General features: G+C 35.1%; 21 protein-coding genes and 1 pseudogene. 6 read left to right on the top strand and 16 right to left on the bottom strand.

Annotated features, from left to right (window positions below):
* Positions 1 to 19: 19 nt before the first annotated feature.
* The 5 genes from ACIEHO_RS04485 to dapF all read right to left on the bottom strand — a co-directional run bounded on the left by ACIEHO_RS04485 (position 20) and on the right by dapF (position 4,051).
* A complete protein-coding gene (locus tag ACIEHO_RS04485; protein ID WP_406969085.1) occupies positions 20 to 688 on the bottom strand; it encodes a lysozyme family protein in 669 nt (222 codons plus the stop codon).
* Between the two features lie 110 nt (positions 689 to 798).
* Positions 799 to 1,686: a DUF2279 domain-containing protein gene (locus ACIEHO_RS04480; RefSeq protein WP_406969083.1), complete on the bottom strand. Its 888-nt coding sequence runs from the start codon at positions 1,684 to 1,686 to the stop codon at positions 799 to 801.
* Positions 1,687 to 1,709: 23 nt separating this feature from the next.
* Positions 1,710 to 2,753 (bottom strand): endolytic transglycosylase MltG, encoded by a 1,044-nt coding sequence (mltG, locus tag ACIEHO_RS04475; protein ID WP_406969081.1) that lies wholly within the window; start codon positions 2,751 to 2,753, stop codon positions 1,710 to 1,712.
* On the bottom strand, positions 2,754 to 3,281 hold the full coding sequence (locus ACIEHO_RS04470) for a GNAT family N-acetyltransferase (protein ID WP_406969079.1): 528 nt from the start codon (positions 3,279 to 3,281) through the stop codon (positions 2,754 to 2,756).
* Positions 3,278 to 4,051, bottom strand: a complete 774-nt coding sequence (dapF, locus tag ACIEHO_RS04465; protein ID WP_406969077.1) for a diaminopimelate epimerase — start codon at positions 4,049 to 4,051, stop codon at positions 3,278 to 3,280. Before dapF ends, ACIEHO_RS04470 begins: the two co-directional genes overlap by 4 nt.
* Positions 4,052 to 4,254: 203 nt before the next feature.
* On the opposite strand from dapF, the gene ACIEHO_RS04460 reads away from it, so the two are divergent.
* The 5 genes and pseudogenes from ACIEHO_RS04460 (at position 4,255) to ygiD (ending at position 8,000) form a co-directional block, all read left to right on the top strand.
* Positions 4,255 to 5,658: a trypsin-like peptidase domain-containing protein gene (locus ACIEHO_RS04460; RefSeq protein WP_406969075.1), complete on the top strand. Its 1,404-nt coding sequence runs from the start codon at positions 4,255 to 4,257 to the stop codon at positions 5,656 to 5,658.
* A 101-nt stretch (positions 5,659 to 5,759) separates the two neighbouring features.
* Positions 5,760 to 6,029 (top strand): annotated as a pseudogene (locus ACIEHO_RS04455) (glyceraldehyde-3-phosphate dehydrogenase); the annotation flags it as partial.
* 140 nt (positions 6,030 to 6,169) lie between these two features.
* Positions 6,170 to 6,784 (top strand): tRNA (guanine-N1)-methyltransferase, encoded by a 615-nt coding sequence (locus ACIEHO_RS04450; protein WP_406969073.1) that lies wholly within the window; start codon positions 6,170 to 6,172, stop codon positions 6,782 to 6,784.
* Between the two features lie 111 nt (positions 6,785 to 6,895).
* Positions 6,896 to 7,078, top strand: coding sequence for a hypothetical protein (locus ACIEHO_RS04445; RefSeq protein ID WP_406969071.1), 183 nt, complete (start codon positions 6,896 to 6,898; stop codon positions 7,076 to 7,078).
* Positions 7,079 to 7,175: 97 nt separating this feature from the next.
* The gene (ygiD, locus tag ACIEHO_RS04440) at positions 7,176 to 8,000 is read left to right on the top strand and encodes a 4,5-DOPA-extradiol-dioxygenase (protein ID WP_406969069.1); all 825 of its coding nucleotides are present in this window, start codon (positions 7,176 to 7,178) and stop codon (positions 7,998 to 8,000) included.
* A gap of 134 nt (positions 8,001 to 8,134) precedes the next feature.
* On the opposite strand, the gene ACIEHO_RS04435 is transcribed toward ygiD, so the two are convergent.
* From ACIEHO_RS04435 to ACIEHO_RS04425, 3 genes are all read right to left on the bottom strand, one after another.
* On the bottom strand, positions 8,135 to 8,821 hold the full coding sequence (locus ACIEHO_RS04435; protein ID WP_406969067.1) for a peptidoglycan DD-metalloendopeptidase family protein: 687 nt from the start codon (positions 8,819 to 8,821) through the stop codon (positions 8,135 to 8,137).
* 18 nt (positions 8,822 to 8,839) lie between these two features.
* A complete protein-coding gene (gene rimO / locus ACIEHO_RS04430; protein WP_406969065.1) occupies positions 8,840 to 10,144 on the bottom strand; it encodes a 30S ribosomal protein S12 methylthiotransferase RimO in 1,305 nt (434 codons plus the stop codon).
* Positions 10,145 to 10,227: 83 nt separating this feature from the next.
* Complete coding sequence (locus ACIEHO_RS04425; RefSeq protein ID WP_406969063.1) at positions 10,228 to 10,656, bottom strand: SRPBCC family protein; 429 nt, start codon at positions 10,654 to 10,656, stop codon at positions 10,228 to 10,230.
* A gap of 58 nt (positions 10,657 to 10,714) precedes the next feature.
* Here ACIEHO_RS04425 and ACIEHO_RS04420 point away from each other — a divergent pair, with 58 nt between their 5' ends.
* Complete coding sequence (locus ACIEHO_RS04420; RefSeq protein ID WP_406969061.1) at positions 10,715 to 12,034, top strand: M48 family metalloprotease; 1,320 nt, start codon at positions 10,715 to 10,717, stop codon at positions 12,032 to 12,034.
* Here the strand turns inward: ACIEHO_RS04420 and ACIEHO_RS04415 are convergent.
* From ACIEHO_RS04415 to ACIEHO_RS04380, 8 genes are all read right to left on the bottom strand, one after another.
* On the bottom strand, positions 12,018 to 13,493 hold the full coding sequence (locus tag ACIEHO_RS04415) for a DUF6770 family protein (protein WP_406969059.1): 1,476 nt from the start codon (positions 13,491 to 13,493) through the stop codon (positions 12,018 to 12,020). The genes ACIEHO_RS04420 and ACIEHO_RS04415 overlap by 17 nt on opposite strands.
* 23 nt (positions 13,494 to 13,516) lie before the next feature.
* A complete protein-coding gene (ftsY, locus tag ACIEHO_RS04410) occupies positions 13,517 to 14,491 on the bottom strand; it encodes a signal recognition particle-docking protein FtsY (RefSeq protein WP_406969057.1) in 975 nt (324 codons plus the stop codon).
* A gap of 150 nt (positions 14,492 to 14,641) precedes the next feature.
* Positions 14,642 to 14,794, bottom strand: a complete 153-nt coding sequence (locus ACIEHO_RS04405; protein WP_406969055.1) for a DUF4295 domain-containing protein — start codon at positions 14,792 to 14,794, stop codon at positions 14,642 to 14,644.
* 39 nt (positions 14,795 to 14,833) lie between these two features.
* A complete protein-coding gene (gene rpmG, locus ACIEHO_RS04400; RefSeq protein WP_072351243.1) occupies positions 14,834 to 15,016 on the bottom strand; it encodes a 50S ribosomal protein L33 in 183 nt (60 codons plus the stop codon).
* 25 nt (positions 15,017 to 15,041) lie between these two features.
* The gene (gene rpmB / locus ACIEHO_RS04395) at positions 15,042 to 15,278 is read right to left on the bottom strand and encodes a 50S ribosomal protein L28 (protein WP_406969053.1); all 237 of its coding nucleotides are present in this window, start codon (positions 15,276 to 15,278) and stop codon (positions 15,042 to 15,044) included.
* An 82-nt stretch (positions 15,279 to 15,360) separates the two neighbouring features.
* Positions 15,361 to 16,611: a CinA family nicotinamide mononucleotide deamidase-related protein gene (locus ACIEHO_RS04390; protein ID WP_406969051.1), complete on the bottom strand. Its 1,251-nt coding sequence runs from the start codon at positions 16,609 to 16,611 to the stop codon at positions 15,361 to 15,363.
* Positions 16,612 to 16,613: 2 nt separating this feature from the next.
* Entirely contained in the window at positions 16,614 to 16,955 is a 342-nt protein-coding gene (locus tag ACIEHO_RS04385; protein ID WP_406969049.1) for an Hpt domain-containing protein, read from the bottom strand.
* On the bottom strand, positions 16,956 to 17,567 hold the full coding sequence (locus ACIEHO_RS04380) for a fumarylacetoacetate hydrolase family protein (protein ID WP_406969047.1): 612 nt from the start codon (positions 17,565 to 17,567) through the stop codon (positions 16,956 to 16,958). It lies immediately after the preceding gene.
* Positions 17,568 to 17,603 lie beyond the last annotated feature (36 nt).

Raw genomic sequence — 17,603 nt, 5'->3', positions numbered from 1 at the left:
TATAACCTAAATCGCTTAGCTAAAGTGCTCTTGCTTTTCTATTTGCTTTAACAAATGAAGTATCGTAACCAGAAAAACGTTTCATATAATAATAAACCGTGGTTCCATATCCATCAGCAAAATTATCTAAGCCATAACTTCTTAAATATTTTTTCACACTACCTGGACCGGCTAAATGAGCTGCAGCCAAAATACCAGACTCAGTAACGATGGTACCATTAATTCGTTTTCCAACAAAATTCTTAATATCTCGTCTTAAAATCCATTTATTACGGGCTGTATTAGCCAAAAAGGCTTTTTCCTGTAATCTTGGGTTCTTTAAGAACTTAGCAGGATTATTTATTCCTATAAGCTTTAAAGTTGAAGCTCCAAATTGATATTTACCTAGATAACCATAAGTATTAACAGAGTTGTAGTTACCTCCAGATTCTTTGAAAGCAAGAGCTTCCTTAAAACCAACAAAGGACTTCCCTAAATAAGGAGCGTACGTTTCTTCTGAGCCTTGATTGACATTAAAAGCCAAAAGCTCATTAATTCCATAGCTATCATTGTTAACGGTGTAGTTTAAATCTAAGCCTTTAGTAGAATACTTGCCCAAATTTATGGTTTCCTCATTTTGAAACATGAAACCAAACAGCACTAATGTTGTAAGCGTTAGGGTTAAATAACCTGTAGTTTGCTTTACCATAGTTTTAAATTTTTTCAGCAAATTTTAATGTAAAATATGCCTTGAAATTTGAGCGTGCAAAATTATAATAAAAATCAATAACTTCAAAATTAATCGATTAAGTACTGTTTTTAAATGAAGAATAGATGAAATACAGGCCCTTTTTTGCTAATTTCAAGAGCAGGAAATGGTATTTTTATCATATTAAAAACATCGAAAATAGTCATCAATAACTTCGAATTCGTCTTAATCTTATTCAAATTTACATCAAAACTTAAGTAAAACTGTCTATACCTGTCAATATTTGTTAACACCTGATTGTCAATATCTTTCGAGCCGTAAAGCATCCCGTCAGCCCCGTATCCCACCGCTATATTTAGCCATTTTGGAATATTACTATTTTTAAAAAATGAATGCAAATTAAAACTCAACCAATAAGTTTGCCCGTTATAATCCTTTAAAACCTGCTCTAAAAACGATTTTCCCAGTTTATCTGGGTTATGTTGTGCGAATTTTGTTTCATGGAAAGAGTACTTAACGGCAATTCGTTGTTCATTCCACAGCAATTCTTGTCCAATATACAGTCCTGTTCCTGCTCCATTTGCCAAAACATCGCCCCAAGAAAAACCCCATTCTTTAGAATAACCATCCAACACCTCAACGGCGGTTAAAAACGTAAAACCCAAAGTAGCTCCGTAAATCAATTGGTCTTTTTTTTGAACACCACTCCAGTTTAGCAATTGTGCGCCATGCCTTCCCAACTGATAAGATGTAAACATATGGCCCAACTTATCCATTTGCAACCACTGATCGTTATCATTAACCACATGAAACCTAGAACGATCATAATCGGCATACCAAAGTTGGTCCAAGCCAACAATTGTTAAAGCCGACAAAGATGCCTCAGTTACTATTATCGTATTTCTTCTGGAAATGTTTAGGCTATCACTTGGTGTAAAAAACCTATTAAATTTAGACTGCGCCAAGGAAACAAAAGGTAACAAAACAAATAGCGCCATATGCTTTACCACCCGACAATTCACTACCTATTAATCCCTTGAGACGACAAATACCGCTGATATGCCCGAGCATTAACATTATGTTGAGATAGGGTTTTGGCGAACTTATGAAACCCCAAACGGTTGGAGTCGGCAGCAAAATATAAATACTTATGCTTTTCGTAGTTGAGCACCGCATTAATCGCCGAAATATCAGGCATGGCGATAAGCCCTGGAGGCAAGCCTAGATTTTTATAAGTATTATAAGGAGAATCTATTTCTTTATGCACATTTAAAACACGCTTTATTATGGTGTTTTTGTACTTTGGAAGCTGATATGCAGCGAATTTTAAAGTAGGGTCGGCCTGCAATGGCATACCTATTCTAAGCCGATTCATATATACACCAGCTATTCTAGGCTGCTCACTGGCTTGTTTAGACTCTTCGTGTACAATAGAGGCCAATGCAATTACTTGGTTTGGGGATAAACCAATTTCTTCTGCTTTTTTTCTTTTACTTTCACTCCAAAAGCGGTTGTATTCTTTCAACATCCGGTTTCTAAAAGCTGCTGCCGATGTATTCCAGAAGAACTCATAGCTGTTAGGTAAATACATACCCAACGCGGTAGCTTCATTAAAATGATTTTCAGCTAAAAATTCAGGGTTTTTCATTGAATTCAATACCGATAAACTATCAGCTTCTATTTGAGATGACACCCTTCCTGCTAACTTCTCGAGAGATTCTTGGTTGTTGAACGATAATTTTATTGGCAAGTTTATACTTCTTATAGAGTTAATGATATCATTATTACTCATACCCTTTTTAATCTCAAAACGGCCAGCCTTTATGTTTGATGTATATTTTTTTCGTTCAGCTAAGGCATCAAAAGAATCCATATCATCCAACAAGGGTTCTAACTGACTTCTAACTTCTTGATAAGATGCATTAGTTGGTACAAAAATATAGGCCACCTCATTGTTAAAAGCTGTATTAGGCCTAAGCATGGCGTTATAAACAAAATGGGCAAAAAAAGCGGCAGCCACTAGCCCTAAAATCACAATAGCAATAAGTATTTTTTTAATGTACATTTAACTCTTGTTTATAAGCTGAAACAGATACTCGTTTTTAAAGGCCCCATTAATAACATTCCAGTCTTCTTTAATTCCCACTTCCTTAAATCCTTGACTTGTAAAAAGCTTTTTACTAACATCGTTCCCTTCTGAAATATTACAATATAACTGATGTAAGCCTAAATGAACAAAACTATAATTAACAACTAATTTAAGCGCTTCTTTACCAAAACCTTTAGAGCGGTCGTTAGGCGACTTTACCAAAATACCAACCCCTGCCCTTTTATTTTTAAAGTCGAAATCGAATAAATCTATCAAGCCAACGGTCTCCTTATTATAATTTGAAATAACCAACCTTAATTGTTTTACTTCATAGATATCCTTATGCGCATGATCCAAATATTGTTTAATTAAAAATCTTGAATATGGGGTCTGGGTATTACTTATTTCCCAGACAGCTTCATCGTTTTCAACTTCGTGCACAAACTCAAGATCTTCAGGTTCCAGTGCCCGTAAAAAGATGTTTTCGCCTTTTAAGGTTATCATATTGTTCCTTTAAATACAAATGTTGCCGGGCCAATTAACCAAACATTGCTGTAGGTACCATTTTCAACATTAAAACGCACTTGCAACTTACCGCCTTCAACGTTAAGATTAATTAAGTTTTTTTCGGTTTCCCCAATATAATGCATGGCAATGGCAACGGCCGTTACCCCCGTTCCACAAGATAGCGTTTCGCCTTCTACGCCACGTTCGTAGGTTCTTACCCTATAGGTGTCATCAAATATTTTCTTGACAAAATTAACGTTAGTGCCTTCTTGGTTGTAAGGCGCTCCATACCTAATTTTGGCCCCGACACTTTTAATATCGAAATTTTCAATACCGCTCTCAAACTGTACATGATGTGGTGATCCGGTATTTAAAAACACATGGTTTTTTATTTTTTCAATAGTATCAACGTCCTGCATTTGCAGGTTTACAATACCGTTTTCTATAGTCGCATGATGCAGTCCGTCAATGGCTTCAAAAGTGCAATCGTTTTCAATAACCCCCAACTGTTTGGCAAATGCCACTAAACAGCGCCCACCATTTCCACACATGGTACTCTCATTTCCATCAGCATTATAGTAAACCATTTTAAAATCATATTTATCATGGTTTTCCAATAAAATAAGTCCATCTGCACCAATGCCAAAACGTCGGTCGCACAATAAATTTATGCGTTTGGTATCATTTTTGTCGAATATTTGTTGACGATTATCAATCATCACAAAATCGTTTCCTGTTCCTTGATATTTGTAAAAAGTCTGTTGCATATTGAAGCACAAAGATATAAATATTATAGCGTTTTATTGAGTGTTAAATCACCGTTAAATATGAAGTTAAAAATCGTTAAAAGCGGAAGGCTAATTCAATAAATAATTAATTTTAATCGTTAAATATTTATTCATTCAACAAGAAACAATAAAAATGATTAGAGACATGGTCTCGAAAAAATTAAAAAGTTAAATTTTAAATTATGAAAAAAATTTTAGCATTAGTATTAGTTTCGGCCCTGGGCGGTATTTTTACTTTAGGAGCCTACAAAATTTTCATTGAAGAAAAACAACCGGTTTTGGTTGCTAGTCAAGCTGAAAACCCAACGTTTTTACCAACAAATAATATTAGTAAAATTAATAATATTTTAGAGGCTCCCGATTTTACCATTGCGGCCGAAAACACGGTAAATGCAGTTGTACACGTGAAAAATGTGACTCTCAGTACTGGAAAATTCACATTACAAGATTTGTTTTCCGGCAGGCAACCCCAACAGCGTGCCCAATTGGGTACTGGATCAGGTGTAATAATTAATGCCGACGGCTATATTATAACGAATAATCACGTGATAAAGAATGCTCACGAGCTTTCGGTAACACTTAATAATAACAAAACCTTTACCGCAGAATTGATTGGCGCCGATGCCAAAACAGATATCGCTCTTTTAAAGATTGATGCCGACGAAGAACTGCCTTTTGTAACTTTCGCTGATTCTGATAATGCAAAAATTGGCGAATGGGTGTTAGCTGTTGGTAATCCTTTTAATTTAACCTCGACGGTAACAGCGGGTATTATTAGCGCCAAATCGAGAGATTTAACAGGAACGAGTGCACAGTCCTTTATACAAACCGATGCTGCAGTTAACCCTGGGAATTCTGGTGGCGCCTTGGTAAACACCAACGGTGAATTGGTTGGTATCAACACGGCAATAACTTCGCAAACAGGGTCTTACATTGGCTATTCATTTGCCGTGCCCAGTAATATTGCCAGAAAGGTTATTGAAGACATTATGGAATATGGCAATGTACAAAATGGAATTTTGGGCATACAAGGTGGCGCCCTAAACAGTGCCGCTGCTGAAAAAATAGGGGTAGAAGATACAGAGGGTGTTTATATTGATAGTGTAGTAGAAGATTCCGGAGCCGACAAAGCTGGGTTAAAAAAAGGTGATATCATTAAGGAAATTGATAATATTAAAGTCTCGAAATTTTCAGATTTAACAGGACATTTAAGCGCTAAGCGCCCTAATGACGTTGTTGAATTAAAGCTATCTAGAGACGGCCACATAAAAACTGTTCCTGTAACACTAGCTAAGCGCCAAACTTATAACATGCCGTTAGTAGGATTAGTAAAAGATGCCAAAACTGCAGACTTGAAAAAATTCAAGGCTCCCAACGGTGTTAAAATTTTAGAATTGGATGAACGCTATGAAGAATACTGGAGACGAAACGGTATTACTGAGGGCTGCATTGTTACGGCCATAAATGATGAAAAAGTTAATTCTATTGAAGATGTTCAAAGGGTTTTTAGAAAAAGCACTTCGGAGGCTGTTAGAATAGAACTTATCAATTCCAACGGTGAAAAAGAACGATACAATTTTAGATAATTTTATTTCATGATTTACTTATAGCCCTTCAAAAATGGTATTTTGAAGGGTTATTTTTTTGCAGTTTCTCGGTAAAATTGCGGTGGAATAACAAAACTTAATTAAAAGGTGTCAATACCATCTTGAAAAAATATGCTTTGGAAGGCGATTTAGTTGAACAAATAAAATACGAGCTTAACGATAAGTTAGTTTCAACTGATATTGTTGGCTGTTCAGCACCCTCAATTTATGATAGTAAAGCAACCATTGTTCGCAAAGATGGCGAATATATTATTCTCTATATTTGGCACGATAAAGAATATGGCTATAGCCATCAAGTTATTAGGCTGACAAAATATATTTCTAAAGTTAAACGTTACACATATTATTAAAAACGAACATCTAAAATAAAATTTGAACCGTATATAAAAAAAGCCTCATTAAATGGGGCTTTTTAAATGATTTATAATCATATAATAAACAATATTTTATAAATTCGCAACCAAATACAACCATTAAAACCAAACCAGAAATGAATCCTATCAAATCAATATTTTTTATAGTATTTACATGCCTGCTTTCCTTAACTTCTTTTGCTCAGGAAGAAGATGAAATTTCGTTGAACAATGGTACAATTGACAACCAATTTGAGTATATTCTTAGAAAATCGGGTAATTTTAAAGGTACCAATGGGCAATCTTACGAAGCTGTAAAGCTCAGCACGTTTCTAACATTAAGATCGCACACCATCGATACTCTTAAAACCCTTAAAAATACCTTAGCGGAAAGGCAAACCACCTTAACCAACCAAACCAAGGAAATATCAGAACTTAAAACAAACCTAGCCAATACACAACAAAACCTTGATAAAACCAATAGCGAAAAAGACAGCATGGCACTCTTCGGCATGCAAATGAGCAAAGGTGGCTATAATGCGCTTATGTGGACTATTATTGCTGGTTTATTGGCCTTGCTTATTTTCTTTATTTACAAGTTTAAAAACAGCAACGACATTACACGGGAGGCTAAAAAGTCATTGGCTGAAATCGAGGAGGAATTTGACGAACACCGCCGTATCGCCTTAGAACGTGAGCAAAAAGTGAGACGCCAACTTCAAGATGAAATTAATAAGCAGAAGAAGATATAATAACGCTTCGAAAACTGTCAAAATTTCATTTAAAACCTCCTTTTTATTTTGGAACATATTTTGTTATATCCATAAAATCAATTTTTAAAGTTTAATTTTAAATTTTAGATTATGGAAAAAGAACCCACTGAAGTCCATCTAATTGGAAAAGAAGGCGATGACTACCTCATTCAGTTTCCCAATTTAAAAGTACCGGTTAAAGTGAATAACAACCTGTACATTAAAATGAAACATAGCAGAGACTACGTGTTTTCCAATTCTGGAAACGTACAATACAAAACTCATTCTGCTTAATCCAAAAATTGATTTATTAATAAAAGGTTGAATTTGTTTTAAACGAATTCAACCTTTTTGTTTTAATTTTATTGTTATCATCTATACTCAATAAGCTATGGCCTTAAAACATTTGAATCAAATAACGGCTCCGTTTAGCCAAACCGAAAAAATGCCCGTATTATTTTTAGGCCACGGCTCTCCAATGAATGCCATTGAAGAAAATGAATTTGTCGCTTCATTCAAAAAACTGGGCAAAGAACTGCAACGCCCAAATGCCATACTGTGTATTTCGGCCCACTGGGAAACCAAAGGCACTTTTGTAACCGCCATGCAGAACCCAAAAACCATACACGATTTTGGAGGTTTTCCACAAGCTTTATTCAATGTGCAATATCCGGCTCCTGGAAGTCCAGAGCTGGCCAAGGAAACGCAGCGCATCATAACATCTACCCATATTGGTTTAGACGACAAATGGGGATTGGACCATGGTGCATGGAGTGTTATTAAACACCTATACCCCAATGCCGATATCCCGGTCATTCAAATGAGTATTGATTATTCTAAACCACCAAAATACCATTATGAACTAGGCAAGCAATTAAATAGCTTGCGACAAAAAGGCGTGTTAATTATTGGAAGCGGAAACATGGTTCACAACTTAAGCATGGTGGCTTGGAACAAATTAAATGACACCTATGCTTTTGATTGGGCCACCGAAGCCAATGAAAAAATGAAACAGTATATTTTGGACGACAACCACGATAACCTTATCAATTTTAAATCGCAAGGCAAGGCATTCGATTTGGCTATTCCAACCCCAGAACATTATTTACCACTGATTTACACCTTAGCCTTAAAAGAAAATAATGAATCTATAAGCATATTTAACGACAAACCTGTTGGTGGTTCACTAACTATGACCTCTGTTAAAATAGCCTAACTATTATTACTACTTGATTTTGTAAAAATTTTCAACTACCTTCGTTTACTTGTGCTGAACTTGTTTCAGTAACTCGGATATAAAACATTAAAACGTTTTCATATCCTTAAGTTAAACGACCCTTACTTCAAAATTTACAATTTCAGTAATAAGTTAGGGTCTGGACAATTTTGTTTATAAAAATGAAAATCAGTTTTACTGCAAACACCAGAGTAGTCGCCTTGACGACCTTGTAAATCCTTTATTATCTGAAAGTGCAGATGCGGCGGATAGTCGCCGTTAACATCAGTATCGCCTAAAGTACCGATAGCATCACCATGTTTAACAGATTCACCTATTTTTAAATTGATAATGGATTCTAAGCTTAAATGTCCATAAAGCGTATAAAACTCCAAAGCTTCAATTTGGTGCTTTAAAATAATAGTTGGCCCGTAATCACCAAGGCTGGCGTTGTTTTTAAAGCTATGTACCTTTCCTTCTAAAGGTGAATAAACCCGTGTTTCGGCTTCACACCAAAAATCAATACCCAAATGGATATCTCTAGCTTCTGAATTACCGGAGTTAAAATAGGTACTGCGTTTATAGATGTTTCTTGTTTCCAAATAACCGCCATAAGCCACCGTAGCTTGACGTGCTTGGAGATATTGATTTATGAACGCACTGAATTTCGAGGTGGAAGTCACATTAATTGAATGCCGAGACAGATTGGCTTCCGACAAATCAATGGGTATGTATTCCTCTTTTGGAATAGATGGATTTAATAAGTTTAGCGGTTTATCACTAATACCATTTAGAAATTCTGAAAACTCATTGGGTTGCATACTTTCAAAAGTAGCAAACTAACTTATAACTTCGGCATAAAGGTCAAAATCTTCAGCTTCAACAACTTTTACTCTGGTAAATTCGCCTGTTTTCAAATAGGTTTTAGAGGCGTCAATCAAGACCTCATTATCCACATCGGGCGAGTCGAATTCTGTTCGACCAACAAAATAGTTTCCTTCTTTTCTGTCGATAACTACTTTGAATTCCTGCCCTATTTTTTGTTGATTAAGTTCCCATGAAATTTGCGACTGTACTTCCATGATTTGGTTGGCTCTGTCTATTTTAACGTCCTCTGGCACATCATCTTCTAAATTATAGGCATGCGTGTTTTCCTCATGGCTATAGGCAAAACAGCCCAATCGCTCGAAACGCATCTCTTTTACCCATTGTTTTAATTCTTGGAAATGTTCTTCGGTCTCACCAGGGTAACCTACAATAAGCGTCGTTCTGATAGTCATGTTTGGAACGGCCGACCTGAAATCCTTGAGGAGTTTTGTAGTTTTTTCTTTGGTAGTACCGCGGCGCATACTTTTTAAAATATCATCAGAAATATGCTGCAACGGAATATCAATATAATTGCAAACTTTAGGCTCACGATCCATAACCTCCAAAACATCCATAGGAAATCCCGTTGGGAACGCGTAATGCAAACGAATCCATTCTACGCCTTCCACTTTTACCAAGGCTTCCAATAGTTCTGCTAGGTTTCGCTTTTTATACAAATCCAACCCATAATAGGTTAAATCTTGAGCAATAAGAATCAACTCTTTTACCCCTTTAGCGGCCAACTTTTCGGCCTCAACCACAATATCTTCTATGGGGGTGCTTCGGTGTTTGCCTCGCATGATGGGAATCGCACAAAAACTGCATGGCCTGTCGCAACCTTCAGCTATTTTTAAATAGGCATAATTTTTAGGTGTGGTAGTTAATCGCTCACCAATAAGTTCATGTCTGTAATCGGCACCCAAAACTTTTAACAAACCAGGCAATTCGGTAGTACCAAAATATTCATCAACATTTGGAATTTCCCTTACCAAATCTGGCTTATAACGCTCACTTAAACAACCCGTTACAAAAACTTTATCAACGTCGCCTTCTTCTTTTTTCTGAACGTACTCCAAAATGGTATTTACGCTTTCCTCTTTGGCATTATTTATAAATCCGCAGGTGTTGATCACAACAATATTCCCCTCTTCTTCATGCACCACATCTTTACCGCTAGCCTTTAATTGTCCCATTAAAACCTCGCTGTCGTAAACATTTTTACTACAGCCTAGCGTGACTACATTAATCTTGTTTTTCTTTAAGGATTTAGTACGCATAAGTTTTACTGAATGAGGGCGCAAAGATACATAATACTAGTGGATTTTATACCAGAAAACTAACAGTAAGATATTTGCTCTGTTTAGCTACGGGACTCAAAAGGGACAACAATACCTTTTTCAAGATAATTTTTAAGTCCGTTTAAAAGCAAAGCCCAGCAAAATGAAGAATGTTTGAAATGCTGATTAACTTCTGGCCAATCTTTATGGCTAAAATTAACCATAGTGCCATTTTTAGCTTCCTCTAAATCGAAACCAAAAGTTGTAGGAGTCCAATCGGCGTCAGCCTTGGTCATTTTTAAGTGAAATGATTTGTTGGGAACCACTTTTGAAACTTTACAGAACCAGTTGTATTTATCTGTAAAATTAAGGTTGTACTCTGCGTCTAATTCGGGAATGCCCGAAGACTTTAAACTCCACCAATTATCCAGGTGCTTAGGCTGGGAAACGGCATCAAACACTTCTTTTGGAGAAGCTTGAATTATGAAATTATGGTAGATGTTGTGACTCATTAAACTCAAAGTTATCATATAAAAATAATTAATTACATTTATTACTTAAACCAAATCCATGAAATATTTCTATTGCTGCGTCTTTCTTTGCTCTTACTTTGCTTGTTTTTCTCAAAACCACCAATTAATAGACACTACTGATTACGACAAACGCAAACTTTTAATTTCTAAAATAGAAGGTGAAAATGAAATTTTCACCAAAGAAATAAAATCGTCTTACAAAGGAAAACTCAGAAAAGAGGTGTTAAGTTTTTATGAAGAATCGCAGAATAGATTTTTAGAACTCATAAAAAACAAAAAGTTCTTATTCCAAGAACGTTTTGAAAATTACTCCGACAGTTTATTTAGTACGCTAGCACAAAACAACCCAATTGTAAAAGAAAAAAAAATAAGCCTTTTTTTAGCCAAAACCCCTTCTCCAAATGCCTTTAGCATTGGCAATGGGTCAATTATTCTAAACGTTGGTTTGTTTTCTTTTCTAGACAATGAACAACAATTATTATCCATTATGGCCCATGAAGCTGCCCATGAAGTTTTGCAGCATACCAAAAGAAGCATTGAAAGTAAAGCCAAATTGAATATTTCTGTATTAGCCAAAAACTCTGGTTTATATAGGTCTATAAAAGCCGAAAAATTCAATAGAGGCTCTCGGTCTTTCGACATGTTAAAAAATCTTTTATATGAAGATGGAGAAAAGCAACGAAAAAATGAGGTTGAAGCAGACTCTTTAGGGTATTTACTTTACAAAAATACAGGCGCTTCAAAAACAGAGTATATAAATGCATTATTAAAACTTAAAAAATATGATTCTGTTCCTGCAATTGTACTAGACTCTGCGACATATAAAAAAGTGTTTGATTTACCGGAACAGCCGTTTAAAAAAGCATGGACTGAACGCGAAGATTTTGGAGTTTACAATTACGATAATTATAAAGAAAAAATAGACTTGGATTCTATACAAGACCATCCTGAAGTTCAACAGCGAATCGACAAACTACAATCTACTTTTCCAGAATTAAACGACAGCAATATACATATAACCGTAAATAATACATTTAAAGACTTAAAACGCATTGCGAATTTGGCTTATGCCGAAAATCTATTTTATTTGAATGAATATGGCCTAAGCACCTATTTGATTTTAAAACACTTAGAAGACAATTACGACGACCCTTATTTCCAAAAATGGCTAAGCATTAATTTCAATGCTATTTATGATGCCAAAAAGAAATATCAATTAAACAGGTATGTAGACAGAATTGCACCTGCCGAACAAAGTCAGAGTTACCAACGATTTTTAAACTTTATCTGGAATTTAAACTTAAATGAAATTAAAATAATTGCCACCTATTATGGGGGTGTTACTGGTTTAAATTAAGGCGTTCCAGTCTGATTTTGTCGAAATCAGAATTTTTGTTAAACTCCCTAAGCAAAACATAACCTTCTTTTGCAATGTAGGGATGAATAAAAAAGTCGTCGGACGACATTGGTATTCTTTCATGCTTAATTTTACCATTTACGTATGAAACTATCCCCAAAACCCAATTTTTCTCTTTTGTTTCGGAATCTTTTTGATAGTCTTTATAAAAGAAAACAGCATCATTTTCATTGTTAAGGTATTGGGCGAACAACAAATCTGAATTGGAAAATTTCGTCATTCCCTTTTCTATTGTATTGGCTTCAACAAGGTTAAAATCCTTATCAAAAGACAATAATACAAAGTCTTCTGTTTTAAAATGAGCGCCCCATAAAATATTTTGGGCTGTTTTAAATTTCTCAGATAAGACGGCTATGCGTTCATCATTAAAAACAAAATATGAATGAACAAACAACTTATAACCAGCTTCCATTTTACCTTTATCATTCATTTCAATAAACTTACTGGCATCTTCCCATAGAAAGTGTTTTTTAAAAATCTCCTTTCCTTCTTTGTCCAATACGATTTTAAACAAACCCACAGCACCATTAGTGTTATACCCAGTGGGTCTATAGAGACTAATTTTGCCTGTTAAAATCGTTCTATCATCAATTTTTTTTATGGTATAACCATAGCTGAATTCCGAGCTATCGTCCTCCAACCTATATTCAAAATTCTTTTGACCTGTTTTGGAATCTATTTGTAAAACTTCAACCGAATTTTCCCTAAATGCCGCTTTAGTATAATCGAAATACATTACGTAATCCTCAAAAGACATTAAACTATACTTTGCATTTTCACCATTTTCACCAAAACTGTAATCCCATAATTTTTCGTGGTTCAAATTATAAAATTGAATGGATGTTGGGTTTTCCTTTCCTTTCTTTTTCTGCGCCTCAACTACCACGTAACCATTATTTGTACCTATAGGAACATTAAAAAAAGCTTTTTTTCGTTCTGTCTTCTTTAGAGAATTAGCATCTCTAAAACCTTCTTGAAGGGCAAAATTATCAAAATAAAAAGGTGCTAATATGTTATTATTATCAAGTTGTAATAACCTCGTTGATGTGAACAAAATTGTTCCACTGAGATTAGCATAACGCTTGGTAATCATTAAATTACCGTTTATTTTCTCTGGACTATAATACCGTGAAAATATCCCTTTGTAATACGAATCTATAAACTCACCATTAGCAACTTTATTCAGGTTTTTGTCTAAAATTACATATTCATACTTTTCTTCATTTTCACTTATCTTGTCTAATTTGTAAAGCGAAAAATAGCCATAAACATCTCTATTTTGCTCATAAATTGGCGAGAACATCTGCATCGTCCCAGAAGCAAGACTTGTTAAATTCGATATTTGTGCTTCGGCTAAAACAACAAAGCAGAGCATAAAAATTGAAACCGCTTTTTTCATAATCTTAAAAAGAATTGGGGATTTTATTTAAAAAAAGAATCTACAAATTCAAACTTATTGAACACTTGTAAATCTTCAATGCCCTCTCCTACTCCAATATATTTAACAGGAATTTGAAACTGGTCTGAGATACCAATAACAACACCTCCTTTGGCTGTTCCATCTAATTTTGTAACTGCCAATGAGGTCACCTCCGTTGCTGCAGTAAACTGTTTGGCTTGCTCAAAAGCATTTTGTCCGGTAGAACCATCTAGCACCAACAATACATCGTGCGGTGCATCACCAACCACTTTTTGCATAACGCGCTTAACTTTTGTTAGCTCGTTCATTAAATTGACTTTATTATGCAAGCGTCCTGCCGTATCAATAATAACTACATCGGCGTCTTGCGTAACTCCAGATTGTAACGCATCAAATGCCACTGATGCTGGGTCACTACCCATATTTTGTCGTACCATGGGCACATCTACTCTATCTGCCCAAATTTGAAGCTGATCTATAGCAGCTGCCCTAAAGGTATCAGCAGCTCCTAAAACCACCTTTAAGCCTTTCTTTTTATATTGATATGCTAATTTACCAATGGTAGTCGTTTTACCAACACCATTAACACCAACAACCATAAGCACGTACGGTGTTTTTTTACCATCTTCTAATTTTGGTAAATCGGGTATGGTAAATTCTGTTTCTTCTCCAGAATTGGTCTCACTTAATAAAGCTGCTATTTCTTCGCGAAGAATTTGATTTAATTCATCCGTACCCAAATATTTATCCTTTGAAACACGCTCTTCAATACGTTCGATAACCTTTAAAGTGGTGTTAACCCCAACATCGCTAGTTACCAAAACTTCCTCAAGATTATCTAAGACCTCATCATCTACCTTAGATTTTCCAGCTACAGCCTTACTCAGCTTGCCCAAAAAACTGGTTTTAGACTTTTCTAACCCTTTATCGAGGGTTTCTTTCTTTTCTGAGGAAAATATTTTTTTAAAAAAACTCATTTTGCTTCTTGGTTGATTACTTAGTTTTAACCGTCAATTTTCTTACCATTGAATCACTTTCTGAAAATCTGTCAGTTAAGCTTCAAATATAAAATAAAAAAAGCCGCTTTCTAAATGAAAGCAGCTTATAATATCTTGGAGAAGCAAAATTTAATTTTTGCTTAAAAAGTCGTTTACTTGTTCTGGACTCATTATAGATTCAACAAACATGTAAGCTCCTGTTTTTGGAGACTTTACCATTTTTATTGCTTTTGTTAATCTTTTAGATCCTGTTTGTAATGATGCTACTGATTTTTTTGCCATGACCTATAGGTATTTGGTGGGTTTTATTAAAACCACTAATTATTTAATTTCTTTATGAACTGTCATACGTTTAAGAATAGGATTGAATTTTTTAATCTCCATTCTATCTGGCGTATTCTTTTTGTTTTTGGTAGTAATGTACCTTGAAGTTCCTGGTTGTCCAGACTCCTTGTGCTCTGTACACTCTAATATTACTTGTACTCTGTTGCCTTTCTTTGCCATGTCTTATACTTATTAAATACAGCTATTATTTTAAAAATCCTTTTGATTTTGCTTCTTTAATTGCTGCAGAAATACCTATTTTATTAATAGTTTTTAAAGCAGATGTCGAAACCTTTAAAGTTATCCATTTATCTTCTTCTGGAATGTAGAAACGTTTCTTCACTAAGTTCGCGTTAAATTTGCGTTTAGTTCTGTTTAATGCATGAGACACGTTGTTTCCAACCATAGCCTTCTTTCCTGTAAGTTCACAAACTCTTGACATTCTATATAACTTTAAATTCGTTGTTGCTTAAAATCGAGGTGCAAATATACAAATTCTTTATATTATGCCAACCTAAATTTTATCAATTTTTAAAAATTTCTTTTAGAAGCATTTCAAGGGCCTTATTTACCGCTTTATTTATGACTTTTAAGCGTAAATTACCGAAGTTAAATTTTTGAGAATACACCTTGTTTTTTGTAGCTATAGCAATGAATACCGAACCAACTTCGGCATCTGAATCGCCTTTTGTTGGCCCAGCGTTACCTGTTGTTGCTATAGCATAGTCAGATTGAAAAAGTTCCAAAGCTTTTTTGGCCATAGATTCTACAACTTGAGCACTTACCACCGAATATTCGTCTATTAGTGTTTTTGGAACCTGTAAAATATTAATTTTTGATTGGGTAGCATAGGTTACTACACCACCTTTAAAAAATGCCGATGCCCCTGAGTTGACTGTAAAACGTTCAGCAACGGCTCCACCGGTACAACTTTCGGCTATAGATAATGTTTTGCCTAACTTGGTGAGCTGCTTAGCGATTACGATTTCAACCGAGCCTTCATCATCCTCAAAACCCGCAAACTCGTCCTTGATATAAGGAATAACTTTATCAATCTGGTCCTGGACTTCTTTTTTTAACTCGATTTCATTGAAACCTCTTGTTGATAACCGCAAACGCATTTGTCCCAAATTGGGCAGGTATGCCAATTTTATATGTTTAGGCAAAGCATTTTCCCATGGTTCTATTCTTTCGGCCAAAGAACTCTCTCCAAGACCATAAACCATAAGTGTTCTGTGTAAAATATAGGGGCAATGGTATTTTTCCTTTAAGCGTGAAATGACTTCATTATGAATCAACGCTTCCATTTCATAAGGTACACCCGGAAGCGAAATAAATACCTTTTCTCCCTTTTCTATCCACATGCCTGGCGCTGTGCCCAACCTATTCATCAGTGGTTTCGATTTTGATGGTATTAAGGCCTGATCTTTGTTGACTTGGAGTAATTTGGTCCTGACATGTTGCTGCCAAATCGTTTCTATGTTCTGAAGAACGGCTTCACTCTGTACAAGTGTGTCGTTAAAATACTCAGCAATTGTTTTTTTGGTTATATCATCCTTTGTTGGTCCCAATCCACCGGTAAGAATGATGATATCTACTCTATTTTCAGCTTCGCTTAAAGTTTTTAAGATATGTTCTTTATCATCTTGAATAGAAGTAATCTGATGAACGGACACCCCAATTTTGTTGAGCTGTTTTGCAATAAATGCAGAGTTGGTGTCAATTACCTGACCGATAAGAAGTTCGTCGCCGATGGTGATGATTTCGGCTAGCATAGTTACAATTTAAAATCAGACTTAATTTCGGCTAAAGCTTTGTCAACAGCAGAAAGTACAATTTCCAACTCTTTCGTGATATCCATATCACGCTTTTCAAATTTGCCCCAATCTTGCACTTCAATTAACGTATCAAGTACACCAAGTTCAAACAAATCAATGGTTGGTTTCATTTTGTGGGCAGCTTGGTAAGCATTATGATAATCCTCCTCTGCCACAGCTTTTTTCAATCGGTCCGCATCCTCAGAAACTTCTTCCAAAAATGTTTCAGCCAATGTTTTGACAAAATCCTCATCGTTATCAGCTAATTCTCTTACCCTATGAAGTTTATAATTTAATTCCATTTACTTAATTCTTATTGAAAACATTTCTTCGTTTTCTATAAATCCATTTAATTTATCGTTTGCCTCCACTTTACCAACACCAGCAGGTGTTCCTGTAAATATAATATCTCCTATCTTTAAAGTGAAATATTTCGAAACATATTCTATTAATTCATCAATTTTCCAAAGCATGTGACTAGTATTTCCGTTTTGTACAATTTTATCGTTCTTTTTTAGCGAAAATGCTAACTGGTTTAAATCTGCTAACTCATTTTTATGCATCCATCTACCTATCACGGCAGCTCCGTCAAACGACTTAGCTTTTTCCCAAGGTAGTCCTTTTTCTTTTAATTGACTTTGCAGATCACGTGCCGTAAAATCAATACCCAAACCAATTTCGTTGTAATATTTATGAGCAAATTTTTTATCGATATACTTACCCACTCTATTGATTTTTACCAAAACCTCAACCTCGTAATGTACCTCGTTTGAAAAATCCGGAATAAAAAAGGGCTGTTTTTTAAGTAAAATCGCCGTGTCTGGTTTTAAAAACAGGACAGGTTCTTCAGGTTTTTCGTTTTCAAGTTCTTTTATGTGCTCGGTATAGTTTCTACCTATGCATATTAATTTCATATTATATTTTTTCTCGCAAAGTTGCAAAAACACAAA

It is taken from the genome of Flavisericum labens (genome assembly GCF_045446075.1).
Taxonomy (GTDB): domain Bacteria; phylum Bacteroidota; class Bacteroidia; order Flavobacteriales; family Flavobacteriaceae; genus Flavisericum; species Flavisericum labens.
The sequence above is the reverse complement of the archived record's forward strand: the minus strand, read 5'-3'. Positions and strand labels throughout refer to the sequence as shown.

Coding starts and splice junctions, on each gene's coding strand:
- ACIEHO_RS04480 (WP_406969083.1), bottom strand. CDS start 1,686: ATGGCGCTATTTGTTTTGTTACCTTTTGTTTCCTTGGCGCAGTCTAAA.
- ACIEHO_RS04435 (WP_406969067.1), bottom strand. CDS start 8,821: ATGCAACCCAATGAGTTTTCAGAATTTCTAAATGGTATTAGTGATAAA.
- ACIEHO_RS04470 (WP_406969079.1), bottom strand. CDS start 3,281: ATGATAACCTTAAAAGGCGAAAACATCTTTTTACGGGCACTGGAACCT.
- ACIEHO_RS04460 (WP_406969075.1), top strand. CDS start 4,255: ATGAAAAAAATTTTAGCATTAGTATTAGTTTCGGCCCTGGGCGGTATT.
- ACIEHO_RS04450 (WP_406969073.1), top strand. CDS start 6,170: ATGAATCCTATCAAATCAATATTTTTTATAGTATTTACATGCCTGCTT.
- ACIEHO_RS04445 (WP_406969071.1), top strand. CDS start 6,896: ATGGAAAAAGAACCCACTGAAGTCCATCTAATTGGAAAAGAAGGCGAT.
- rpmB (WP_406969053.1), bottom strand. CDS start 15,278: ATGTCAAGAGTTTGTGAACTTACAGGAAAGAAGGCTATGGTTGGAAAC.
- rpmG (WP_072351243.1), bottom strand. CDS start 15,016: ATGGCAAAGAAAGGCAACAGAGTACAAGTAATATTAGAGTGTACAGAG.
- ftsY (WP_406969057.1), bottom strand. CDS start 14,491: ATGAGTTTTTTTAAAAAAATATTTTCCTCAGAAAAGAAAGAAACCCTC.
- ACIEHO_RS04485 (WP_406969085.1), bottom strand. CDS start 688: ATGGTAAAGCAAACTACAGGTTATTTAACCCTAACGCTTACAACATTA.
- ygiD (WP_406969069.1), top strand. CDS start 7,176: ATGGCCTTAAAACATTTGAATCAAATAACGGCTCCGTTTAGCCAAACC.
- ACIEHO_RS04415 (WP_406969059.1), bottom strand. CDS start 13,493: ATGAAAAAAGCGGTTTCAATTTTTATGCTCTGCTTTGTTGTTTTAGCC.
- ACIEHO_RS04380 (WP_406969047.1), bottom strand. CDS start 17,567: ATGAAATTAATATGCATAGGTAGAAACTATACCGAGCACATAAAAGAA.
- rimO (WP_406969065.1), bottom strand. CDS start 10,144: ATGCGTACTAAATCCTTAAAGAAAAACAAGATTAATGTAGTCACGCTA.
- ACIEHO_RS04425 (WP_406969063.1), bottom strand. CDS start 10,656: ATGAGTCACAACATCTACCATAATTTCATAATTCAAGCTTCTCCAAAA.
- ACIEHO_RS04405 (WP_406969055.1), bottom strand. CDS start 14,794: ATGGCAAAAAAATCAGTAGCATCATTACAAACAGGATCTAAAAGATTA.
- mltG (WP_406969081.1), bottom strand. CDS start 2,753: ATGTACATTAAAAAAATACTTATTGCTATTGTGATTTTAGGGCTAGTG.
- dapF (WP_406969077.1), bottom strand. CDS start 4,051: ATGCAACAGACTTTTTACAAATATCAAGGAACAGGAAACGATTTTGTG.
- ACIEHO_RS04385 (WP_406969049.1), bottom strand. CDS start 16,955: ATGGAATTAAATTATAAACTTCATAGGGTAAGAGAATTAGCTGATAAC.
- ACIEHO_RS04390 (WP_406969051.1), bottom strand. CDS start 16,611: ATGCTAGCCGAAATCATCACCATCGGCGACGAACTTCTTATCGGTCAG.
- ACIEHO_RS04420 (WP_406969061.1), top strand. CDS start 10,715: ATGAAATATTTCTATTGCTGCGTCTTTCTTTGCTCTTACTTTGCTTGT.